The sequence below is a fragment of the Paraburkholderia sp. TE9906 genome, assembly GCF_056279605.1.
Genome location: NZ_JBWCCT010000001.1, coordinates 120,754 through 138,830, shown reverse-complemented (window position 1 = coordinate 138,830; position 18,077 = coordinate 120,754). Strand labels below are relative to the sequence as shown.

Below are 18,077 nucleotides of genomic sequence, written 5' to 3'. Positions count from 1 at the left end.
AATGGACCAACGGGACCCGCACGATGAACACACTCGCTCATCCGCTCGAACCGGACAATGCCACGCTGTCGGACATGCTGTCGCACTTCAGGTTGCTGGAGCCGGTGTTCGACGCGATGCCGGACGTCGTGTTCTTCGTGAAGGATGCCGACGCGCGCTATGCGCTGGTCAATCGCACGCTGGCCTCGCGTTGCGGTTTCAAGGAGAAGGCCGCGCTGCTCGGCAAAACCGCCGAGGACGTGTTCCCGCGCCGCTTCGGGCGCATCTATACGGCGCAGGACAAGGCGATCATCGGCGTCGGCAGCCAGATGCTCGATCAACTGGAACTGCACCTGTATCCTGGCCGCCAGCCGGGCTGGTGTCTCACGTGCAAGCAGCCGCTGCGGGACCCGGCGGGCAAGGTGGTCGGGCTCGCCGGCATTTCCCGCGATCTGAAAGCCGACGAGAGCAGCCACCCGGCCTACAGCCGGCTCGCAGCGGTCGTGCAGTCGATCCAGGAAAATTACGTGCAGCCGTTGAATCTGAAGCAGCTCGCTGCGATGGCGGATATGTCGGTCGCGCAACTGGAACGCTATTTTCACAAAGTGTTTCACTTGACGCCGCGTCAGGTGCTGTTGAAAACGCGGCTGGACGCGGCCACCGCACTGCTGGTCTCGCACGACAAGGTCACCGACGTCGCCGCACTCTGCGGCTACACCGACCACAGCGCATTCACGCGGCAATTCAAGGCGACCGTCGGCGTCACACCGAGCGAATACCGGATGCTGCTGCACGGCACTTCGCGGAGCTGAGCCGCCGTCCATGGTTCGTCGCAGGCATCAATACTACGTGTACGTCGTCGCGCTCGACGACGCGGTCTGGAACGAGGCGCGCTTTCGCCGCGCGAATCCCGATTACCGGTTCGACAAGCCTTGCGTGTACGTGGGAATGACGGGATTGGACCCCGATTTGCGCTTCGACCGGCATAAGGCCGGCATTCAGGCGAACCGCTATGTGCGCGATTACGGCTTGCGTCTCGTCCCCGAACTATACGAAGTGTTCAACCCCATGCCTTACCGCGGCGCACAGGACATGGAAGTGGAACTGGCGATCGGGCTACGCGAAGCGGGATACGGCGTGTGGCAGGCCTGAAACGAGCGAGGTGGTGGTGGATGTGGGGGCGTGGCCTGCGCGTCGGGCGCGTGCACCGGCCGAAGCGCGGCGAGCCGGGAACCTTGGGTCTCTTGCAAGGGGGCGCGATTCAGCGGCCTCAGGCGCGGCTCGCTTTACTTGACGCCGAGCCCGCGCAGCACCGCATTGCCTTCGCGCGTCAGGCGAATATGCGACGAGCCGGCGTCGCCGGAAACGGTTTCGATCAGACCGGCTTCGTGAAGCTGAGGAATCTCGGGTTTCGCGGATGCGTCGATCGGCGCGTGCAGCAACAGCAGCAGCGTGGCGAGTTCGTGGTGGCTTAGCAGACGGCGCAGTATGGTGGGGCGCTTTGCGGGCGCGGGCGTATCGTTCGTGTTGGGATCGGGCTGGTTCATCGTGCGCACCTCGTGCGGGGTCGTGTCCGGGGGATCATGCGGACGGAGTCTTAAACGATTCTTAAGACTCCATTGTCCTGTAATACCGTGACATGAACATTGCAAAGGAACAACTTTCCGGATGTCCCACTTACGGTTCTTTAACCCGCAAATCCTTACGGGGCGCAGGTTTTGCCGGCCGACTCGAGCCACAGGTTGTTCACATGGCGCTTGCCCGCATAGAAACGGTAAGTTGTCGCCCCATTGTCGCTGCGCACCTTGATGATGTTCGAGTCGCCGAAGTCGAGCATCTGGCCTTGCGGGATCGCGGTGGACTTGAACGCGGCGTCGTGGCGGGTGGCGACCTGGGTCAGGCAGGCGACGACGTCGTCGACGGAGCGCTGCGTCGCGGTATCCGTGACGGGCTCACCGGCATCCGGATTCTTCTGAAAGTACGCGCAAGCGCTGAGGAGCAGGGGAACTGACAGGACTACGGCAAACTTCTTCATATCTCTCCTGGCGTTTCATTCGGCCGACGGGGATGTGACCCCGTACGTGGCGCAGCCGCGCGGCGTGGGCCGCAAAAATCAGGCGCCATTATATCGGGGCGGCGCGGATGCACGAGGCGAGGTCGCATGTGCCGTGCCTGAGATGGGGGGCGATGCGGCTGGAACTGTCTGGACTGCCGGGTCTGCCCAACCGCCAACCGCCAACCGCCAACCGCCAACCGCCAACCGCCAACCGCCAACCGCCAACCGCCAACCGCCAACCGCCAACCGCCAACCGCCAAACCCGCACACGGTCCGCGGAAAAGCAAACCGCCTGCTGCCTACTTACGCCGCTGCGCCTGAGCAGCAAGCCGCACCGCAGCATTGGCCGCGCCATAACCGTCGTAATCGCCGCGCCGCTCGACGATCTCCAGGAAAAAGCGCTGATCCAGCTGTTCCGTGTAAGCATGGAAAAACTCGCCGCCACGCTCATCGCGGTCGTACAGGATATTGCCGGCGCGCAACGCCTCCAGCATCTCGTCGGGCAACGCGTAACGCGCGGCGAGATCGTCGTAGTAATTGCGCGGGATGCGCAACACCGGCAGGCCGTCGGCGACGAATTCCGGAATCGCGCTGAAGATGTCGCCGGTGCTGAACGCCACGTGGTTCAGGCCGGAGCCGTGATACGTGTGCAGTGCCTCGGCCACCGCCGTGTGATGATCGACCGACGCGTTCAGCACGATCCGCACCGATCCGTCCCGACTGCGAAGCGCGCGGCTGCGCACCAGCCCGTACGGGTCCGGCACCAGCACGCCCGGCTCGGCCTGGAAGCCCAGTGCGGTTCTTAGAAACAGCACCCATGTATCCAGCGAATTCGCCGGCACCGACAGACACACGTGATCGATGCGGGAAAGCGGCCCGACTTCGGTCGGACCGTTGACGTCGGTGAGGACGAAATCGGCTTCGAACAGCGTGGGCTGATCCGGCGTTTCGTCGACGAAATAGTTCAGGCTGCCGTCCGGCCCCTGCACGGCGGGCAGCACGCGCTCGTTCGGGCCGATCTGACCGGAGAACGGCGCGTAGCCGAAACCGGCCGCGCGTTCGAACGCCTGATTGGCGTCGTCCACGCGAAACGCCGACGCGCACAGCGACAGGCCATGCTGCTGGAAGAACGCGTTGGCGAACGAATCGGGTTCGGCGTTCAGCACGATCGACGCTGCGCCGTGCTGGAACAACGTGACCTCTTTCGAGCGATGCTCGCCAGCCTGACGAAAACGCAGCTTGCCGAGCCAATCGACGAGTTGCGCGCGCGTGGTGTGGTCGACCGCGAATTCGAGGAACTGATAACCGACGTGGGCCGGTGCCGCAGGTGAGCGGTACAGATCACCGACCGGCTCCTGCGTGGATTCGAGCAGCGCGCGGGTCTGTTCCTCGAGGAACAGCAGCGAGCGGTGACCGTCCGCGGCCGTGATCGTGGTGGGGGCGGCGCGAAAGCCGTCATTGAAAATTTCCAGTGAAAGCGGGCCCTTGTAGCCCGTTTTCACGACCTGCGCGGTGAAGTTCGCCAGGTCGAAATCGCCCTGGCCGGGGAAGCACCGGTAGTGGCGGCTCCATTCGAGCACGTCCATCGCGAGCTTCGGCGCGTCGGCGATCTGCACGAACGCGATGCGCTCGCCCGGAATGTCGGCGATCGCGTCCACCGTGTCATTGAGCGACAGCGTGTGAAAACTGTCGAGCACGAGCCCGAGGTTCGGATGGTTCACCGCATCGACGAGTTTCCACGCGTGGCGGTAAGTCTTGATGTGCTTACCCCACGCGAGCGCCTCGTAACCGGCGATCACGCCGGCCGCCTCGGCCGCACGAGCCAGCGCGCCCAGTTGATCGACCATCAGCGCGTCGTCGCCGATGGTGTCGGGCGACACGTTGCTGCACACCAGAATGCGGTCCGTGCCCAGTTCGTGCATCACGTCGAACTTGCGTTTCGCGCGATCCAGATTGCGTTCGAGGCGCTCCGGGCTCACCCCGTCGAAATCGCGGAACGGCTGGAACAGCATGATCTTCAGCCCGAGATCTTCCGCGATGCGGCGCACGTCGGCGGGAGAGCCGTCGAAATACAGCAGATCGTTCTCGAAGATCTCGACGCCTTCGAAGCCCGCCGCCCGGATCGCGGTCAACTTCTCGACGAGGGTTCCGCTAATCGACACGGTGGCAATCGAACGTTGCATGAACGGCTCCTGCAAAAACAATCAGAACGGCAGTTGAAGAATAGGCACAGCGGTCAGCGCGGCGCGCCCGCGTGTGTCGCGCGATGCATGCTGCAATGCGCAAAGCGGGCCGACCGGCGACGTGCGTCCGCAAGACGCAGGCCAGAATTACCCACTCTAACGGAAGTTTCGCCAGTTTATACAAACTAACTAGATGGTACAAATTCGTAGAAACCCCCAATGACGCCGCTCGCCGATGAGTGCACACTTCGCTCCACGTCGTGGAGCAACCACGAGTGGCGTGGTCGGGTTTGCGCCTTACTTTGCAGGAGTCGTAGTCATGAGTTTTGCCTCCGTACTGGTCCTCAACGGACCGAACCTCAATCTGCTCGGCACGCGCGAGCCGGCCATCTATGGCGCGGAAACGCTCGACGACGTCGCGAAGCTGTGCCGCGACGCGGGCGAGCGCCTCGGTCTCGCGGTCGACTTCTGCCAGTCGAACGCCGAACATCAGTTGATCGACTGGTTGCACGCGGCGCGCACCAAGGTCGATGGCATCGTGATCAATCCCGCCGCTTACACGCATACGTCGGTTGCGATCGCCGACGCGCTTTCCGCGATCGACAAGCCGGTCGTCGAAGTGCATATCTCGAACGTGCATCGGCGCGAAGCGTTCCGCCATCATTCGTATGTGTCGGCGGTGGCGGATGCAATCATCGTTGGTTGCGGCACGCAGGGTTACGTCTTCGCGCTGGAGCGGATGGCGACCATCCTTAAGAATAGGGCGGCTAAATGAACACACAAGCGAACACACGAGCAAACGTACCGGCGAACGCGCTGGTCAGCTCACAGGCCACGCCGAATTCGTATCTGGTCGGCCTGATCGGCGCGGGCATCGGCGGATCGCTGACGCCCGCTATGCACGAGGAAGAGGGCAGCAAGCTCGGCCTGCATTACGTGTACCGGCGCATCGATATCGAAGCATTGAAACTCGACGCCGCCGCGCTGCCGGACCTGCTGAACGCCGCCGAGCGCATGGGCTTCAACGGTCTGAACATCACGTATCCGTGCAAGCAGGCGGTGATTCCATTGCTCGACGAACTGTCCGACGACGCGCGCGCACTGGGCGCGGTCAACACGGTGCTGTTCAAGGATGGCAAGCGCATCGGCCACAACACCGACTGGTCCGGCTTCGCGCGTGCGTTCCAGCGCGGCTTGCCCGACGTATCGCTGGAGCGTGTCGTGCAACTCGGCGCGGGCGGCGCGGGCGCGGCGGTCGCGCATGCGGCGCTGCAGATGGGCGCGCAGTCGCTCACGCTGTTCGACGTGGACGCCGCGCGTGCCGCCTCGCTCGCCGACGAATTGCAAAAGCGCTTCCCGTCCAGCACGGTCAGCGCCGGCACGTCGCTCGCGGAATCACTCGCCGCCGCCAACGGCCTGATTCACGCGACGCCCACCGGCATGGCGAAATTGCCGGGCCTGCCGTTGCCGGTCGAATTGCTGCACCGCGAACTGTGGGTCGCGGACATCGTTTATTTCCCTATCCGCACCGCCTTGCTGCAGGCGGCCGAAGCCCTCGGCTGCCGCACGCTGAGCGGCGGCGGCATGGCGGTGTATCAGGCGGTCGACGCGATGCGAATCTTCACGGGCCTCGAGCCGGACGCCGAACGCGTGTATACGCACTTCCAGTCGTTGCTGCAACGATAACCAGAACGAGGAGACTAGCTCGACATGTCGCAACCGATTCAATCCACTTCTTCCGGCACGCCCCATCAGAAGGGCGCCACGGTCGGCACCGCGCGCCGCTCGAAGGCCCGTTATCAGATTCTCGGACTGCTCGCAGTCGGCACGATGATCAACTATCTGGACCGCACGGTGCTCGGCATCGCGGCGCCGCAGTTGACCAAGGAACTCGGCATCAACGCCGCGATGATGGGGCTGCTGTTCTCCGTCTTCTCATGGAGCTATGTGGCCGCGCAAATTCCGGGCGGCCTGTTTCTCGACCGCTTCGGCAGCAAGGTGACCTACTTCCTGTCGATGACGTTCTGGTCCCTGTGCACGCTTGCGCAAGGCCTGGTGCACGGGATCGGCGCGCTGTTCGCGTTCCGGCTGGGGCTCGGCGTGTCGGAGGCACCCTGTTTTCCGACCAATAGCCGCGTGGTGGCCACCTGGTTCCCGCAGAGCGAACGTGCGATGGCGACGGGCACGTACACCGTCGGCGAATACATCGGCCTCGCGTTTTTCAGCCCGTTCCTGTTCATGCTCATGGGCGCGTTCGGCTGGCGTTCGCTGTTCTATGTGGTGGGCGGCGTCGGCATCGTGTTCGGGCTGATCTGGTGGATGTTCTATCGCGAGCCGCACGAGCATCCGTCGGCCAATCAGGAAGAGCTCGACTATATCGAAGCGGGCGGCGGTCTCACGCATAGCCGCAAGCGCGACGATGTGGCGGCGGCGCCTGCGAAGAGCGGCTTCGAATGGCGCACCATCGGACGCCTGCTCAAGCATCGTCAGCTGACGGGCATCTGCCTCGGCCAGTTCGCGGGCAATTCGACGCTGGTGTTCTTCCTCACGTGGTTTCCCACGTACCTCGCCACCGAGCGTCACATGGCGTGGCTGAAAATCGGCTTCTTCGCGATCATGCCGTTCATCGCGGCGTCGATCGGCGTGATGTTCGGCGGCGTGTTCTCCGACTGGCTGCTGCGCCGCGGCATCTCACCGAATGTCGCGCGCAAGCTGCCGATCATCGCCGGCCTGCTGCTCGCGTCGACCATCATTCTCGCCAACTATGTCGAGAGCAATGTGGTGGTGATCGCGATCCTGTCGGTGGCGTTTTTCGCACAGGGTATGGCCGCATTGGGCTGGACGCTCGTGTCGGATATCGCGCCCGAAGGGCTGCTCGGCGTGACCGGCGGCATCTTCAACTTCGCCGCGAATCTGGCCGGCATCATCACGCCGCTGGTGGTGGGTTTCATCGTCGCGGCGACCGGCTCGTTTGTCGGCGCGCTGGTGTTCATCGGCGTGGTCGCACTGATCGGCGCGCTGTCGTACATCTTCATCGTCGGCGATATCAAGCGGATCGTGCTGGTGGACTGAACGGCCTTTCATTGGCTGAATGAGAAACGGGACGGGGGCTCACAAGCCCACGTCCCGTTTTCATTTTCATGCTGGCCTAACCACGGGCCGATACCGGTTCAAGCGCGCTTCAATCGTCCTTGCGCACGAAACGCAGTACCGCATCGACGATCATCGCGCGATGCCTTGCGCGCAGGCGCGGATGCGACGGATCGCGACCGAACGCGGTGCCGAACGTATGGCGATTGCCGACGCGGTGAAAGCACAGCGAGCTGATCAGCAGATGCAGATCGATCGGGTCGAGGTCGCTGCGGAACTGTCCCGCCGCGATACCGCGCGCAAGCAGATCTTCGATCGTGTGAATGACGGTGACATTACGGCCCTTGAACGACTTCACCTGCTCGACGTACTTCGCGCCGTGAATGTTTTCGATGGTCACGAGACGCACGAAGTCACGCTGACGGTCGTGATAGTCGAACGTGAATTCGACCAGCGCGCGCATGCCCTCGACCGGATCCAGTTCGCTGACGTGCAGATCCTGTTCGAGCGCGCGAATGTCGCCATACACCTTTTCCAGCACGGCCTGGTACAACCCTTCCTTGCTGCCGAAGTAGTAGTACAGCATGCGCTTGGTGGTGTTCGTGCGTTCCGCGATCGCGTCGACGCGTGCGCCCGTCAGTCCCATCGCGGAGAACTCCTGGGTCGCGACGTCGAGGATGTTGCGCTTCGTCTGTTCGGGGTCGTACTTGCGCCGGGCGTCTCCACGCGGCGTATCGGACGGGATGCCGTTGGTATCAGGCTCGGCGGCCTTGCTTCCCTTTTTCATTGTGTATTCGAGCGGCAGTGACGGCGCATTCTAGCATGGCGAAACTGGCCTCTGGCGCGGGTCCCGGGCATAAGTGGCGGCGTATTCCGATGGCTCAGACGACGGGGCGCGCGGCCCGGCGGCGCGCGGCGAGCGCGTCGCGCGTCTGCATCGTGGTGTAGGTCAGTTGCGCGGCGGCGAGGCCGAGCGCGCCGAAGGCGGGCGTCAGGCCGAAGCGCGCGAACGCGTCGGGCACCGGATGCTCGCCGGCAATGGCCGCCGCGAGCAGTTCGCCGGACACGGTGGTCGGCGCCATGCCGTGTCCGCCGAAACCGACCGCATACCAGATGCCGTCCGCGCTGCGGCCGATTTGCGGCATCTTGTGCCGCGCGTAGCTCATCAGACCGCCCCAGGCGTACTCGATCCGCACGTCGCGCAATTGCGGATAGACCTTCAGCAGATCGTGCCGCAGCAGTCGCGCGATCGTGCCGGGCGCGCGGTCGCGCACCGAGATGCGGCCGCCCCATAGAATGCGCGTGTCGGGCAAAGGCCGGTAGTAGTCGAACGCGAAACGGGTGTCGTAGACGGCGGCGCGCGTGTCGATCGCATCGTGCAGGCGCGCGCCGAGCGGTTCGGTCGCCATCACGTAGGTGGCGATCGGCAGCACCGCGCGCTCGACGCGTGCGTAGACATTGCGCGCATAGCCGCCGCCCGCCATCACGACATGGCGCGCGTCGAGCGCCCCTTGCTGCGTGTGCACGACGAAGCCCGCGCCCGCGCGCTGCAGGCGCACGACCGGCGAGTGCTCGTGGATCGTGACGCCCGCGCGCGCCGCGGCATCGGCGACGCCGAGCACGTATTTGAGCGGATGAAAGTGGAACGCGTTGCGCTCGAACAGGCCGCCGTGATAGCGGCGCGTCTTCAGTTGCGAAGCGAGCTGCGCGGCCGCTACGGGTTCCCATTCGACGCCGAACGATTCGCGCATCAGGCGCCGCTGCGCGTCGAGACGGGCCGGTTCGTCGAACCAGTTCGCGAGGATCACGCCGGCATCGGTCGCATCGCAATCGATCCGGTAGCGCGCGATGCGCTGGCGCATCAGATCGACGGCGTCGGTGGTCAGCGTATAGAGCTCGCGGGCGTGAGCGGGGCCGAGGGTTTTCAGCAAATCGGCGCAATCGAGGCTGTAGCCGCCGAACACGAAGCCGCCGTTGCGTCCCGACGCGCCGAAGCCCACCTGCTGCGCTTCGAGGACGACGACCTCGCCGACGCCGCGCTCCGCAAGTCCCAATGCCGTCGACAAGCCGGCGAGCCCGCCGCCGATGATGCAGACATGGGCGCTGCGCCGGCCGGCCAGCGGCGCATGGTCGGAGGGGCGGGTGACGGTGGCTTCGTAAAAGCTTTGCATGGGGCTAAGGGTAGCGGCAATCGAGCGCTCGCGTCCAGTTGCACTTTAATGGAGTGACATCGCTGGAGCGGAGCGTCGCGGTATCGCCCGGGCGTTCAACACTCAATACTCCGAACAAAAGGCCGGCATCCGCACGCAGCGAACGCCGGCCTCGTCACTCAACTACAGAACCAGCTCAGGACACCGGCAGCAGCTTGCCCGTGAACACCACCGGACCACTCGGCGCATTGTGATCCGGCGAGCCGCCAGGCGCTTCGATCGATACCGCAAGCGCCTCGTAATTCTCCGGCTTCTGCTGACCGGCGGTGACCGTGCCGGTCGCGCTGTCCGGCAACAGGCCGAGCGACACCGGATGCCCGTTCGCCGGAATGCCCCACAGCTCCATCGTGCGGCCGGGCGGGACGTCGACCTTGCCGAGCGGTTGGAGCGTCATCGTCGAGCGGCCTTCGTCCCACGCGATCAGCATGACCGGACGCGCGTCCGTGCTGTTCAGCACGGCGACATGCGACACGGATGGCGCCGGCTTCTGCGCGATGGTCGGCGCGGGTGTCGGCACAGGTGTCGGGGCGGTCGGTACTGTCGTGGCCGGCAACAGCGCGCGCACCGCGACCACCACGGCGATGGCGGCAAGCGCCGTGGTGCCGATCGCCCAGCCGCGCCAGAACGCGAGGTTGTCGAATAGTCCGCGCGAAGGGCGCGCCGGCGTCGGCAACGCGCTATGCGGCCGCGCGGCCTCGCGCGCGGCGCTCAGGCCCAGACGCTGTTCGATCGCTTCCCATACGGCCGCAGGCGGCATGCGCGGCTCGGCGAGTTCGGCCATCGGCGCGAGGTGCCGTTGCCATGCGGCGACCGCAGCGCGGATCGACGCGTCCTGATCCGCATACCGTTGAAAGCGACGCCGGGCGGCGCCGCGCAACGTGCCGAGCACATACTCGGCGGCCAGCAGATCGACGAGCTGAGGATAGCGAGTCAGATTCATCACTCGCCTCCCAGACAGGTTTTCAGTTTGGCGAGGCCGCGTCTGATCCAGGATTTGATGGTGCCGAGCGGCACCCTCAGCATGTCGGCGATCTCGCTATGGCTCTGATCGCGCAGGTAAGCAAGCGCGACTGCCTGACGCTGGGCCGGTTCCAGCTGCTGCATGCAGCCGGCCAGCAGGCGTGCCTGCAGGCTGACCCCGGTCAACGCTTCGGGATCCGGATCGCCGCTTGCCACGAGATCGTCCAACGCATCGCTCCATTCCGTTTCCTGCGTATTGAGCCGTCGCAGGTGATCGAGAGCACGGTTCCGGACGATCGCGGACATCCACGTCATCGGTGCGGACAGTGCGCGGCGATAGTCGCCGGCAAAGCGCCAGATATTGACGAAGCTGTCCTGCAAGACTTCTTCAGCCCACTCATGCCTGTTCAATATACGGAGCGCGAGACCGAACAGTTTCGGACCGGCGAGCTCATAGAGTTCGCGCAGTGCCGCTGCATCTTCCCTGGCAATGCGTTCGATCAGCTCGGCGAGGGTTTCCGGCGTCAGTTCTCGAGGATCGGCGGTCATGGAAAGAAGTAGGGTGGGCTTGCGGGCCTATGTTACTCACTTTCTTCCCGGCCTTATATGTGGATTTTTCTTGCGACGCGCATCCGTGCGGAGATGGAACACGTATAGGCAACAGAGGCTGGCGCTGCGCTTATGCGTGCGGCCTCTCGAACACAAACAGAGCGATGTGGCTTAGCCGAATAGCAAGGACACGGGGTGCGTGTGCAGGGAGAGGCGTGCCGTTGCGCGGGTTCGAATCGACAGCCGGCGACGGAGCCACGCGATGCGGGACGGACAAAGCATCGCGGGCAGGTTCGATGTGGGGTTGCTTGAGCGTAGCGCTCATTCCTGTGAAGGTTCGAACACTTGCCGACAGCCTGGCAAGCGTTCGAACCGGAATGGATTCGCCGCCGCGTTTCGACGAACGCCTTTTAACGACCCCAGCGCAGCACCAGCGGATCGAGCCGCCGTGCGACTTTGAGCAAGCCTTCGCGGGTCGCCGGATGCATTGCCGGCAGCGGATGGCGCACCGCATCCGAACGAATCACGCCGCCTTCCTTCATCAGCGCCTTGCACGAGGCAAGCCCGCCCTGGCGGTTTTCGTAGTTGATCAGCGGCAGCCACTGCTGATAGTGCGCGGCGGCCGCTTCGGTCTCGCCGGCCGCATAGGCGTCGATGATCAGACGGATGCCGTCGGCGTAACCGCCGCCGGTCATCGAACCCGTCGCGCCCGCATCCAGATCGGCCATCAGCGTGATCGCTTCTTCGCCGTCCCACGGCCCCACGATCGCATCGCCACCCAGTTCGATCAGCTCGCGCAGCTTGTTCGCGGCTTGCGGCACTTCGATCTTGAAGTACGACACGTTGTCGATCTCGCGCGCCATGCGGGCGAGAAACGGTGCCGACAACGGCGTGCCGCTCACCGGCGCGTCCTGGATCATGATCGGAATCTGGATTGCATCGGACACCGTACGATAGAACTCATAGATGCCGCGCTCGCCGATGCGGATCGTCGCGCCATGGTACGGCGGCATCACCATCACCATTGCGGCGCCCGCGGCCTGCGCGCTGCGGCTGCGTTCCGCGCACTGATACGAGCTGAAATGCGTGGTCGTGACGATCACCGGCACGCGGCCCGCGACGTGTTCGAGTACGACGTGCATCAGCGTATTGCGCTCTTCGTCGGACAGCGCGAACTGCTCGGAAAAGTTAGCGAGAATGCACAGGCCGTTCGAACCCGCGTCGATCATGAAGTCGATGCAGCGTTTCTGGCCTTCGAGGTCCAGCCGGCCGGCGTCGTCGAAGATGGTCGGCGCGACGGGGAACACGCCGCGCAATGCGGTGGGATGCGATGCCTGGGTCATGGTGATGTCGTTGTCCGTGGATGATCGGTGAAGCAGTTTGAATGTCTCCAACGCCGACTATACGGCGGCCCGCGTCGCAGGTATATTGAATTGTTTCCATCTTGTGATCGCTTTTACGACTCACCCCCTGAAACCTCGCACTTCTCCCATGAAAGACACGCTGAACGTTCTGCTGGCGAAACTGCGCATGAAGCAACTGCAACTGCTGATCGCGCTCGACGACCTGAAGTCGCTGCACAAGGCCGCCGGCGCAATGTCGATGACGCAATCGGCGGCGAGCAAGGCGCTGCAGGAACTGGAATCGATGCTCGACGCGCCGCTCTTCGAACGCTCGAAGACCGGCATGATCCCGAATCAGCTCGGCCACTGCGTGATCCGCTACGCGCGCCTCGTCGCGACGGACCTGACCGCGTTGTGCCAGGACGTCGCCGAGATACGCTCGGGGCGCGGCGGCCGGCTCGTGGTCGGCGCGATCATGGGCGCGATTCCGGAGTGCGTCGTGCCGGCGCTGAACCGGCTGCATGCGGGGCAACCGAATCTGTCGATCGAAGTAATGGAAGACACCAGCGCGCGGATGCTGCTGCAACTCGACGACGGCCGCCTCGATCTGGTGATCGGCCGCGCGGCGGTGGCGGCCGATCCGTCGAAGTATCAATATCGTCCGCTCGGCGACGAGCCGTTGTCGGTGGTGGTGGGCTACGGCCATCCGCCGCTGCCGAAGAAGGAGGTGCGCTTGCGCGATCTGGCCGGCCACCGTTGGGTGATGTATCCGTCGCACATGCCGTTGCACGCGCTGCTCGAACGGGAGATGGATCTGGCCGGCCTCGACATGCCGGACAACCCGATTTCGACCGCTTCCACGTTTGTGACAGTCGCGTTGCTGCAAAGCAGCGCCGAGCTGGTTTCCCTGCTGCCGACCGCGATCGCCGCAATGTTCGTCCGGCAGAAGATGCTGCGCGTGGTGCCGGTCAAGCTGAAGTCGCCGTCACAAACCTTCGGCGTGGTGACGCGCAAAGGCGGCGTGTTGTCGACGCCGGCCGAACAGTTCATCGAGTTGCTGCGCGACGAGGCGCTGGAGCACACGCCGACGCCCGCGCCTGCGCGGAAAACGGGCGGCGCAAAAGCGCAAAACCGCCTGAGGCGGCGCGCCTCCGGCGCGTGAAAGACACTCAATATCTCACGGCAATTCGCGTTTTGCCACGTGCCGCGACCATGTGTTGTAGCCGCGACACTGTGGGGTTAATACGAACCCATGGCGGCACGAGGTTCCGCGCTACACTGCTCCGAAGTCAGCCGGGTTAGGAAGCCTGGCGATCGCTCGGGGAGAGCAGCCATGAATCGGCCACTGCTTCGGTTTCCGCTTCGCGCGACCGGCACGACACCAGTGCGGAAGTGGTTCAAATGGGGGCTGGCGGCTGCGTTGCTGCTTGCGCTGGCATTGGCGGCGCGTTTCGTGCAGGTCGAGATCGAAACGTCACGGCTCCAGGCGCGCTACCTCTCCGAACTGACCCGCGACGTGGGCTATTCCGTCGCCGAAGGTCCCAGTCATTCGATCCGCTTTCCTCAAGCCGACAAAGGCCCGTACGACAGCCGTCTCGGCTATGCACTGCTGCCTTCGATCCAGCAACGATTGCTGACACGCGGGTTTGAAATCAGCGAGCAGGCACGCGATTCCGAGCGGATGCTGTCGTTGGCCGATAACGGTCTCTTTCTGCCCTACGCCGAAAAAGATATTGCCGGGCTGCAGCTTTTCGACGGCACCGGTGCGCCGCTTTTCGACGCCCGCTTTCCGGGCCACGTGTACGACAGCTTCGAGGCGATTCCGCCGGTCATCGTGAACTCGCTGCTGTTCATCGAAGACCGCTATCTGCTCGATCCCAACCAGCCGAACCGCAATCCGGCGATCGACTGGGGACGCTTCAGCCGCGCGTTGGCCGACCAGGGCGTACGCATTTTCAACAGTCATCAGCCCGCGCCCGGCGGTAGCACGCTCGCCACGCAGATCGAAAAATTCCGCCACTCCGCGGGCGGCCGCACGGCGACGCCGCCGGAGAAGTTGCGGCAGATCGCATCGGCGTCGGTGCGAGCCTATATGAATGGCCCGCAGACGCTGCCCGCGCGGCAGCAGATCGTGGTCCGCTATCTGAACTCGGTGCCGCTTGCCGCACAACCGGGGATCGGCGAAATCAACGGCATCGGCGACGGTCTCGCCGCGTGGTACGGACGCGATTTCGGCGACGTCAACCGCCTGCTGAACGCGCCTTCGAGCGCACAGAACCTGGCGGAGCAGGGCAAGACGTTCCGCGAGGTGCTCTCGCTGATGATCGCGCAACGCGCGCCGTCGTATTTCCTGCATCGCGGCTATGGCGAGCTCGAACGGCTGACCGACAGCTATCTGCGGTTGCTGGCGAGCGGCGGCGTGGTGTCGGGTGAATTACGCGATGCCGCACTGTCCGCGCATGTCGAACTGCATCGCGCGCCCGCCGCCATGCAGAGCGCCGGCTCGTTCGTGTCGCGCAAGGCCGTCACGTCGATGCGCTCGCATCTGCTGGCCTCGCTCGGCATTCCGAGTTTCTATGAACTCGACCGCCTCGATCTGCAGGCCAGAGGCACGCTCAACAACGCCGTGCAGCAGGCCGTCAGCGAACGGCTCGCCGCCGCCTCGACGCGCGACGGCGCGAAAGCCGCGGGACTCGTCGGCTTCGAAATGCTGCGGCCGTCGGACGATCCGTCGAAAATCGCCTATAGCTTCACGCTGTTCGAGCGGCGCGACGGAGCGAACCTCGTGCGGGTGCAGACAGACAGCGTCAACCAGCCGTTCGACATCAACTCCGGCGCGCGCCTGAACCTCGGTTCGACAGCGAAACTGCGTACCGTGGTCACGTATTTGCAGATCGTCTCCGACCTGCACGCGCGTTATGCACCGCTGAGCACAGCGGAGCTGAAAGCCGTGAAGCCCGATCCGACCGATCAGTTGACGCGCTGGGCGCTCGACTATCTCGCGCACACCTCCGACCGCTCGTTGCAGGCGATGCTCGATGCGGCCGTGGAGCGCAAATATTCGGCGAGCCCCGGCGAAACGTTTTACACGGGTGGCGGCGCGCAGACCTTCAACAACTTCGAGTCCGACGACAACAGCCGCATCCTGACCGTGCACCGCGCGTTCCAGCACTCGGTGAATCTGGTGTTCGTGCGGCTGATGCGCGACATCGTCCACTACGAGATGGTGCAGACGACCGGGCCGTCCGCGCTGTGGCTCGGCGATCCGGCGATCCGCAAGATGTATCTGACGCATTTCGCCGATCAGGAAAGCCGCGTGTACATGAACCGTTTCTACACGAAGTATCACGGCAAGACGCCTGATCAGGCGCTGGCGCTACTGATGCTCGGCGTGCGCAAGTCGCCGCCGAAAGTGGCGACGGTCTTGCGCAGCGTCGCGCCGGACGAATCGAATGCGTGGTTCAACGCGCAGATGCGCGCGGCGCTGAAGAACACCCCGGCCGCATCGATGCTCGACGATGAAGACCTCGCGAACCTGTACGCGAAGTATGCGATCGACCGCTTCAATCTGAACGACCGCGGTTATATCGCGAGCGTCCATCCGCTCGAACTGTGGACGCTCAACTATTTGCGCGCGCATCCTGCCGCCACGCTCGACGAGATTCAGAAAGCGAGCCGTGACGTGCGGCTGTCGACCTATTCGTGGCTCTTCAAGACGCGTTACCACGCCACGCAGGATCGCCGCATCAAGCGGATGGTCGAGCTGCGCGCATACGACGCGATCGGCAAATCGTGGCAGGCGCTCGGCTATCCGTTCACGACGCTCACGCCTTCGTATGCGGCGGCGATCGGCGCATCGGGCGACCGGCCTGCCGCACTCGCCCAACTGATCGGCGTAATTGCCAACGACGGCAACAAGGTGCCGACCGAAAGCCTGACACAACTCGACTTCGCGAAAGACACGCCGTACGAAACGCACTTCAAGCGCGCGGCGCTCGCGCCTGAGCAGCAGTTGTCGCCGGAGATCGCCGGTGTGATGAAAACGCTGTTGCGCGATGTCGTGACGGGCGGCACGGCGCGGCGGCTCGCGCAAGGCATGACGTTCCCCGACGGCCAGACGCTGGCGGTGTACGGCAAGACGGGTACAGGCGACCAGCGTTTGAACGTCTATGCCAAAGGCGCGCGGCTAATCGAGTCGCGCAAGGTGAACCGCAGCGCGACCTTCGTGTTCGCGATGGGTGACCGCTTCTACGGCACGTTGACCGCGTGGGTGCATGAGCCGTATGCAGCGCACTATGAATTCACCAGTGCGTTGTCGGTGCAGTTGTTGAAGTCGATGGCGCCCGTGTTGCAGCCGCTGCTGGATAGTCCAAAGCCAAAGACGGCTGTGATGGCAAAGGTGGCCGCGAAGTGATGGCGAGGGCGAGGTGGGCGCGTGTTATTTGCCGTCAGCGATGAACACTCAATAATCCGTCTCGGACGCCGGCTTCAGGAACAGCTCATGCACCGGCGCGAAATGTGCATACAGCGGCAGAATCGCACCACCCATCGCACGCGCATCGGCGCCCATCGCGCCTTCGAGCAATTGCGGGCGCACCATCCCTTCCCATTCGAAACGATCGAGCACACGCTCGGTGCGGCGAATGATTTCGCGCACCAGTTGCCGGTCGAGTTCGCCGTCGATCACGATCGCTTCGAGATCGAGCAACGCGGCCGCATTGGTCAGCGCGCTGGCGATTGCCGGACATGCGCCGTCGAGCCATTGCTCGGTATGCCGCCACAACTCCGGCGACAGCGCGCGATGATCGTGTGCGGCGGCGGGTAACGCGCCCGCGTCGCTGAACAGCTTTTCGAGCACGAAGCCCGATGCCGCGTGCAGCAATTGCCGCGCGGGTTTGCGCGCACTGCCGTCGCGCAGCGGAATCGAACCGACGGCGCCCGCGTTGTCGTGCGGCCCGCCATGCAGGCGTCCGTCGATCACGAGCCCGCCGCCGATGAAGGTGCCGACGAACAGATACAGGAAGTTGTGAATGCCGCGGCCCTGGCCCATCACGAGTTCGGCCGCGCAGGCGGCTGTCGTGTCTTTGGCGAACTCGACGGGCAGCCCGGTCATGGTCGCGATGCGGGCGCGCAAGTCGATCTCGTTCCAGGCGTCGAGCGCGTCGGGCGGCGCGCCGAGAAAGTCGCGCCAGCCGCCGAGCCACAGCGGCGCCGCGACGCCCATGCCGACCACCTTGGCGGCTTTCGCGCCGAGCGTGCGCTTCACGCGCGCGAGCTTGCTTTCGAGCGCGGGAAACAGCGTGCGCGGATCGGGATAGGCATACTCGAATACATCGCGGCACACCACGTGGCCGGCGAAATCCATCGCCAGCACGTCGAGGCTGCGGCGTCCCACCTTGATGCCGATGGTGTACGCGCCGTCCGCGCGCAACGCGATCGGCACCGACGGCTGGCCGATCCTGCCGCGCACGCGCGCCTGCTTTTCGAGCAGGCCGTCGTCGATCAGACGGTCGACGATCATCGACACCGTTTGCATCGACAGGCGCGTGAGGCGCCCTACGTCGGCTTTCGGCAGCGGCCCGTGCAGGCGGATCGCCTGCAGCACGATGCGTTCGTTGAATTGACGCATGCCGACCTGATTCGAGCCGACCGTGCGTTTGAGCGGGGAGCGGGCGCCGGTGGTATCCATCGTCGGCAATCCGCTCAG

16 protein-coding genes are annotated in these 18,077 nt (G+C 64.4%); 7 read left to right on the top strand and 9 right to left on the bottom strand.

From position 1 onward, the window contains the following. Positions 1-23 precede the first annotated feature (23 nt). Both ACZ9H4_RS00630 and ACZ9H4_RS00625 read left to right on the top strand, forming a co-directional pair. The gene (locus ACZ9H4_RS00630) at positions 24-791 is read left to right on the top strand and encodes an AraC family transcriptional regulator (protein WP_408138927.1); all 768 of its coding nucleotides are present in this window, start codon (positions 24-26) and stop codon (positions 789-791) included. A gap of 10 nt (positions 792-801) precedes the next feature. Then, positions 802-1,131, top strand: a complete 330-nt coding sequence (locus tag ACZ9H4_RS00625) for a hypothetical protein (protein WP_408152031.1) — start codon at positions 802-804, stop codon at positions 1,129-1,131. 134 nt (positions 1,132-1,265) lie between these two features. Here ACZ9H4_RS00625 and ACZ9H4_RS00620 read toward each other — a convergent pair whose 3' ends face one another. From ACZ9H4_RS00620 to ACZ9H4_RS00610, 3 genes are all read right to left on the bottom strand, one after another. Beyond that, on the bottom strand, positions 1,266-1,526 hold the full coding sequence (locus ACZ9H4_RS00620; RefSeq protein ID WP_408138924.1) for a hypothetical protein: 261 nt from the start codon (positions 1,524-1,526) through the stop codon (positions 1,266-1,268). A gap of 155 nt (positions 1,527-1,681) precedes the next feature. Further along, positions 1,682-2,014 (bottom strand): YdgH/BhsA/McbA family protein, encoded by a 333-nt coding sequence (locus tag ACZ9H4_RS00615; RefSeq protein WP_408138922.1) that lies wholly within the window; start codon positions 2,012-2,014, stop codon positions 1,682-1,684. 320 nt (positions 2,015-2,334) lie between these two features. Further along, entirely contained in the window at positions 2,335-4,218 is a 1,884-nt protein-coding gene (locus tag ACZ9H4_RS00610; protein ID WP_476118012.1) for a bifunctional sugar phosphate isomerase/epimerase/4-hydroxyphenylpyruvate dioxygenase family protein, read from the bottom strand. A gap of 319 nt (positions 4,219-4,537) precedes the next feature. Between ACZ9H4_RS00610 and aroQ the strand changes: the two genes are divergently transcribed. From aroQ to ACZ9H4_RS00595, 3 genes are read left to right on the top strand one after another with little or no spacing between them, the layout of a single operon-like run. After that, positions 4,538-4,993 carry a type II 3-dehydroquinate dehydratase gene (aroQ, locus tag ACZ9H4_RS00605; RefSeq protein WP_408138919.1) on the top strand — a complete coding sequence of 152 codons (456 nt, stop codon included), beginning with the start codon at positions 4,538-4,540 and terminating at the stop codon, positions 4,991-4,993. Next, entirely contained in the window at positions 4,990-5,904 is a 915-nt protein-coding gene (locus tag ACZ9H4_RS00600; protein ID WP_408138917.1) for a shikimate dehydrogenase, read from the top strand. Before aroQ ends, ACZ9H4_RS00600 begins: the two co-directional genes overlap by 4 nt. Before the next feature lie 24 nt (positions 5,905-5,928). Beyond that, a complete protein-coding gene (locus ACZ9H4_RS00595) occupies positions 5,929-7,290 on the top strand; it encodes an MFS transporter (protein WP_408138915.1) in 1,362 nt (453 codons plus the stop codon). A 109-nt stretch (positions 7,291-7,399) separates the two neighbouring features. Here the strand turns inward: ACZ9H4_RS00595 and ACZ9H4_RS00590 are convergent, their stop codons facing one another. The 5 genes from ACZ9H4_RS00590 to ACZ9H4_RS00570 form a co-directional block, all read right to left on the bottom strand. Continuing rightward, positions 7,400-8,095, bottom strand: coding sequence for a TetR/AcrR family transcriptional regulator (locus tag ACZ9H4_RS00590; protein ID WP_408138913.1), 696 nt, complete (start codon positions 8,093-8,095; stop codon positions 7,400-7,402). 94 nt (positions 8,096-8,189) lie between these two features. Beyond that, positions 8,190-9,479 (bottom strand): NAD(P)/FAD-dependent oxidoreductase, encoded by a 1,290-nt coding sequence (locus ACZ9H4_RS00585; protein WP_476118011.1) that lies wholly within the window; start codon positions 9,477-9,479, stop codon positions 8,190-8,192. Between the two features lie 175 nt (positions 9,480-9,654). Continuing rightward, the gene (locus tag ACZ9H4_RS00580; protein ID WP_408152036.1) at positions 9,655-10,458 is read right to left on the bottom strand and encodes an anti-sigma factor; all 804 of its coding nucleotides are present in this window, start codon (positions 10,456-10,458) and stop codon (positions 9,655-9,657) included. Continuing rightward, positions 10,458-11,027, bottom strand: a complete 570-nt coding sequence (locus ACZ9H4_RS00575; RefSeq protein WP_476118010.1) for an RNA polymerase sigma factor — start codon at positions 11,025-11,027, stop codon at positions 10,458-10,460. Before ACZ9H4_RS00575 ends, ACZ9H4_RS00580 begins: the two co-directional genes overlap by 1 nt. 410 nt (positions 11,028-11,437) lie before the next feature. Then, entirely contained in the window at positions 11,438-12,370 is a 933-nt protein-coding gene (locus ACZ9H4_RS00570) for a dihydrodipicolinate synthase family protein (RefSeq protein WP_408138905.1), read from the bottom strand. A 148-nt stretch (positions 12,371-12,518) separates the two neighbouring features. Here ACZ9H4_RS00570 and ACZ9H4_RS00565 point away from each other — a divergent pair, with 148 nt between their 5' ends. Further along, positions 12,519-13,532, top strand: a complete 1,014-nt coding sequence (locus tag ACZ9H4_RS00565; protein ID WP_476118009.1) for a LysR family transcriptional regulator — start codon at positions 12,519-12,521, stop codon at positions 13,530-13,532. A 171-nt stretch (positions 13,533-13,703) separates the two neighbouring features. Beyond that, positions 13,704-16,784 (top strand): transglycosylase domain-containing protein, encoded by a 3,081-nt coding sequence (locus ACZ9H4_RS00560; RefSeq protein ID WP_476118008.1) that lies wholly within the window; start codon positions 13,704-13,706, stop codon positions 16,782-16,784. Between the two features lie 48 nt (positions 16,785-16,832). Here ACZ9H4_RS00560 and ACZ9H4_RS00555 read toward each other — a convergent pair whose 3' ends face one another. Further along, a complete protein-coding gene (locus tag ACZ9H4_RS00555) occupies positions 16,833-18,059 on the bottom strand; it encodes an ROK family transcriptional regulator (protein WP_476118007.1) in 1,227 nt (408 codons plus the stop codon). Positions 18,060-18,077 lie beyond the last annotated feature (18 nt).

What these genes read in the sequence shown, in the direction of transcription:
- ACZ9H4_RS00630 (WP_408138927.1), top strand. Translation starts at nt 24, where the DNA reads ATGAACACACTCGCTCATCCGCTCGAACCGGACAATGCCACGCTGTCG.
- ACZ9H4_RS00625 (WP_408152031.1), top strand. Translation starts at nt 802, where the DNA reads ATGGTTCGTCGCAGGCATCAATACTACGTGTACGTCGTCGCGCTCGAC.
- ACZ9H4_RS00620 (WP_408138924.1), bottom strand. Translation starts at nt 1,526, where the DNA reads ATGAACCAGCCCGATCCCAACACGAACGATACGCCCGCGCCCGCAAAG.
- ACZ9H4_RS00615 (WP_408138922.1), bottom strand. Translation starts at nt 2,014, where the DNA reads ATGAAGAAGTTTGCCGTAGTCCTGTCAGTTCCCCTGCTCCTCAGCGCT.
- ACZ9H4_RS00610 (WP_476118012.1), bottom strand. Translation starts at nt 4,218, where the DNA reads ATGCAACGTTCGATTGCCACCGTGTCGATTAGCGGAACCCTCGTCGAG.
- aroQ (WP_408138919.1), top strand. Translation starts at nt 4,538, where the DNA reads ATGAGTTTTGCCTCCGTACTGGTCCTCAACGGACCGAACCTCAATCTG.
- ACZ9H4_RS00600 (WP_408138917.1), top strand. Translation starts at nt 4,990, where the DNA reads ATGAACACACAAGCGAACACACGAGCAAACGTACCGGCGAACGCGCTG.
- ACZ9H4_RS00595 (WP_408138915.1), top strand. Translation starts at nt 5,929, where the DNA reads ATGTCGCAACCGATTCAATCCACTTCTTCCGGCACGCCCCATCAGAAG.
- ACZ9H4_RS00590 (WP_408138913.1), bottom strand. Translation starts at nt 8,095, where the DNA reads ATGAAAAAGGGAAGCAAGGCCGCCGAGCCTGATACCAACGGCATCCCG.
- ACZ9H4_RS00585 (WP_476118011.1), bottom strand. Translation starts at nt 9,479, where the DNA reads ATGCAAAGCTTTTACGAAGCCACCGTCACCCGCCCCTCCGACCATGCG.
- ACZ9H4_RS00580 (WP_408152036.1), bottom strand. Translation starts at nt 10,458, where the DNA reads ATGAATCTGACTCGCTATCCTCAGCTCGTCGATCTGCTGGCCGCCGAG.
- ACZ9H4_RS00575 (WP_476118010.1), bottom strand. Translation starts at nt 11,027, where the DNA reads ATGACCGCCGATCCTCGAGAACTGACGCCGGAAACCCTCGCCGAGCTG.
- ACZ9H4_RS00570 (WP_408138905.1), bottom strand. Translation starts at nt 12,370, where the DNA reads ATGACCCAGGCATCGCATCCCACCGCATTGCGCGGCGTGTTCCCCGTC.
- ACZ9H4_RS00565 (WP_476118009.1), top strand. Translation starts at nt 12,519, where the DNA reads ATGAAAGACACGCTGAACGTTCTGCTGGCGAAACTGCGCATGAAGCAA.
- ACZ9H4_RS00560 (WP_476118008.1), top strand. Translation starts at nt 13,704, where the DNA reads ATGAATCGGCCACTGCTTCGGTTTCCGCTTCGCGCGACCGGCACGACA.
- ACZ9H4_RS00555 (WP_476118007.1), bottom strand. Translation starts at nt 18,059, where the DNA reads ATGGATACCACCGGCGCCCGCTCCCCGCTCAAACGCACGGTCGGCTCG.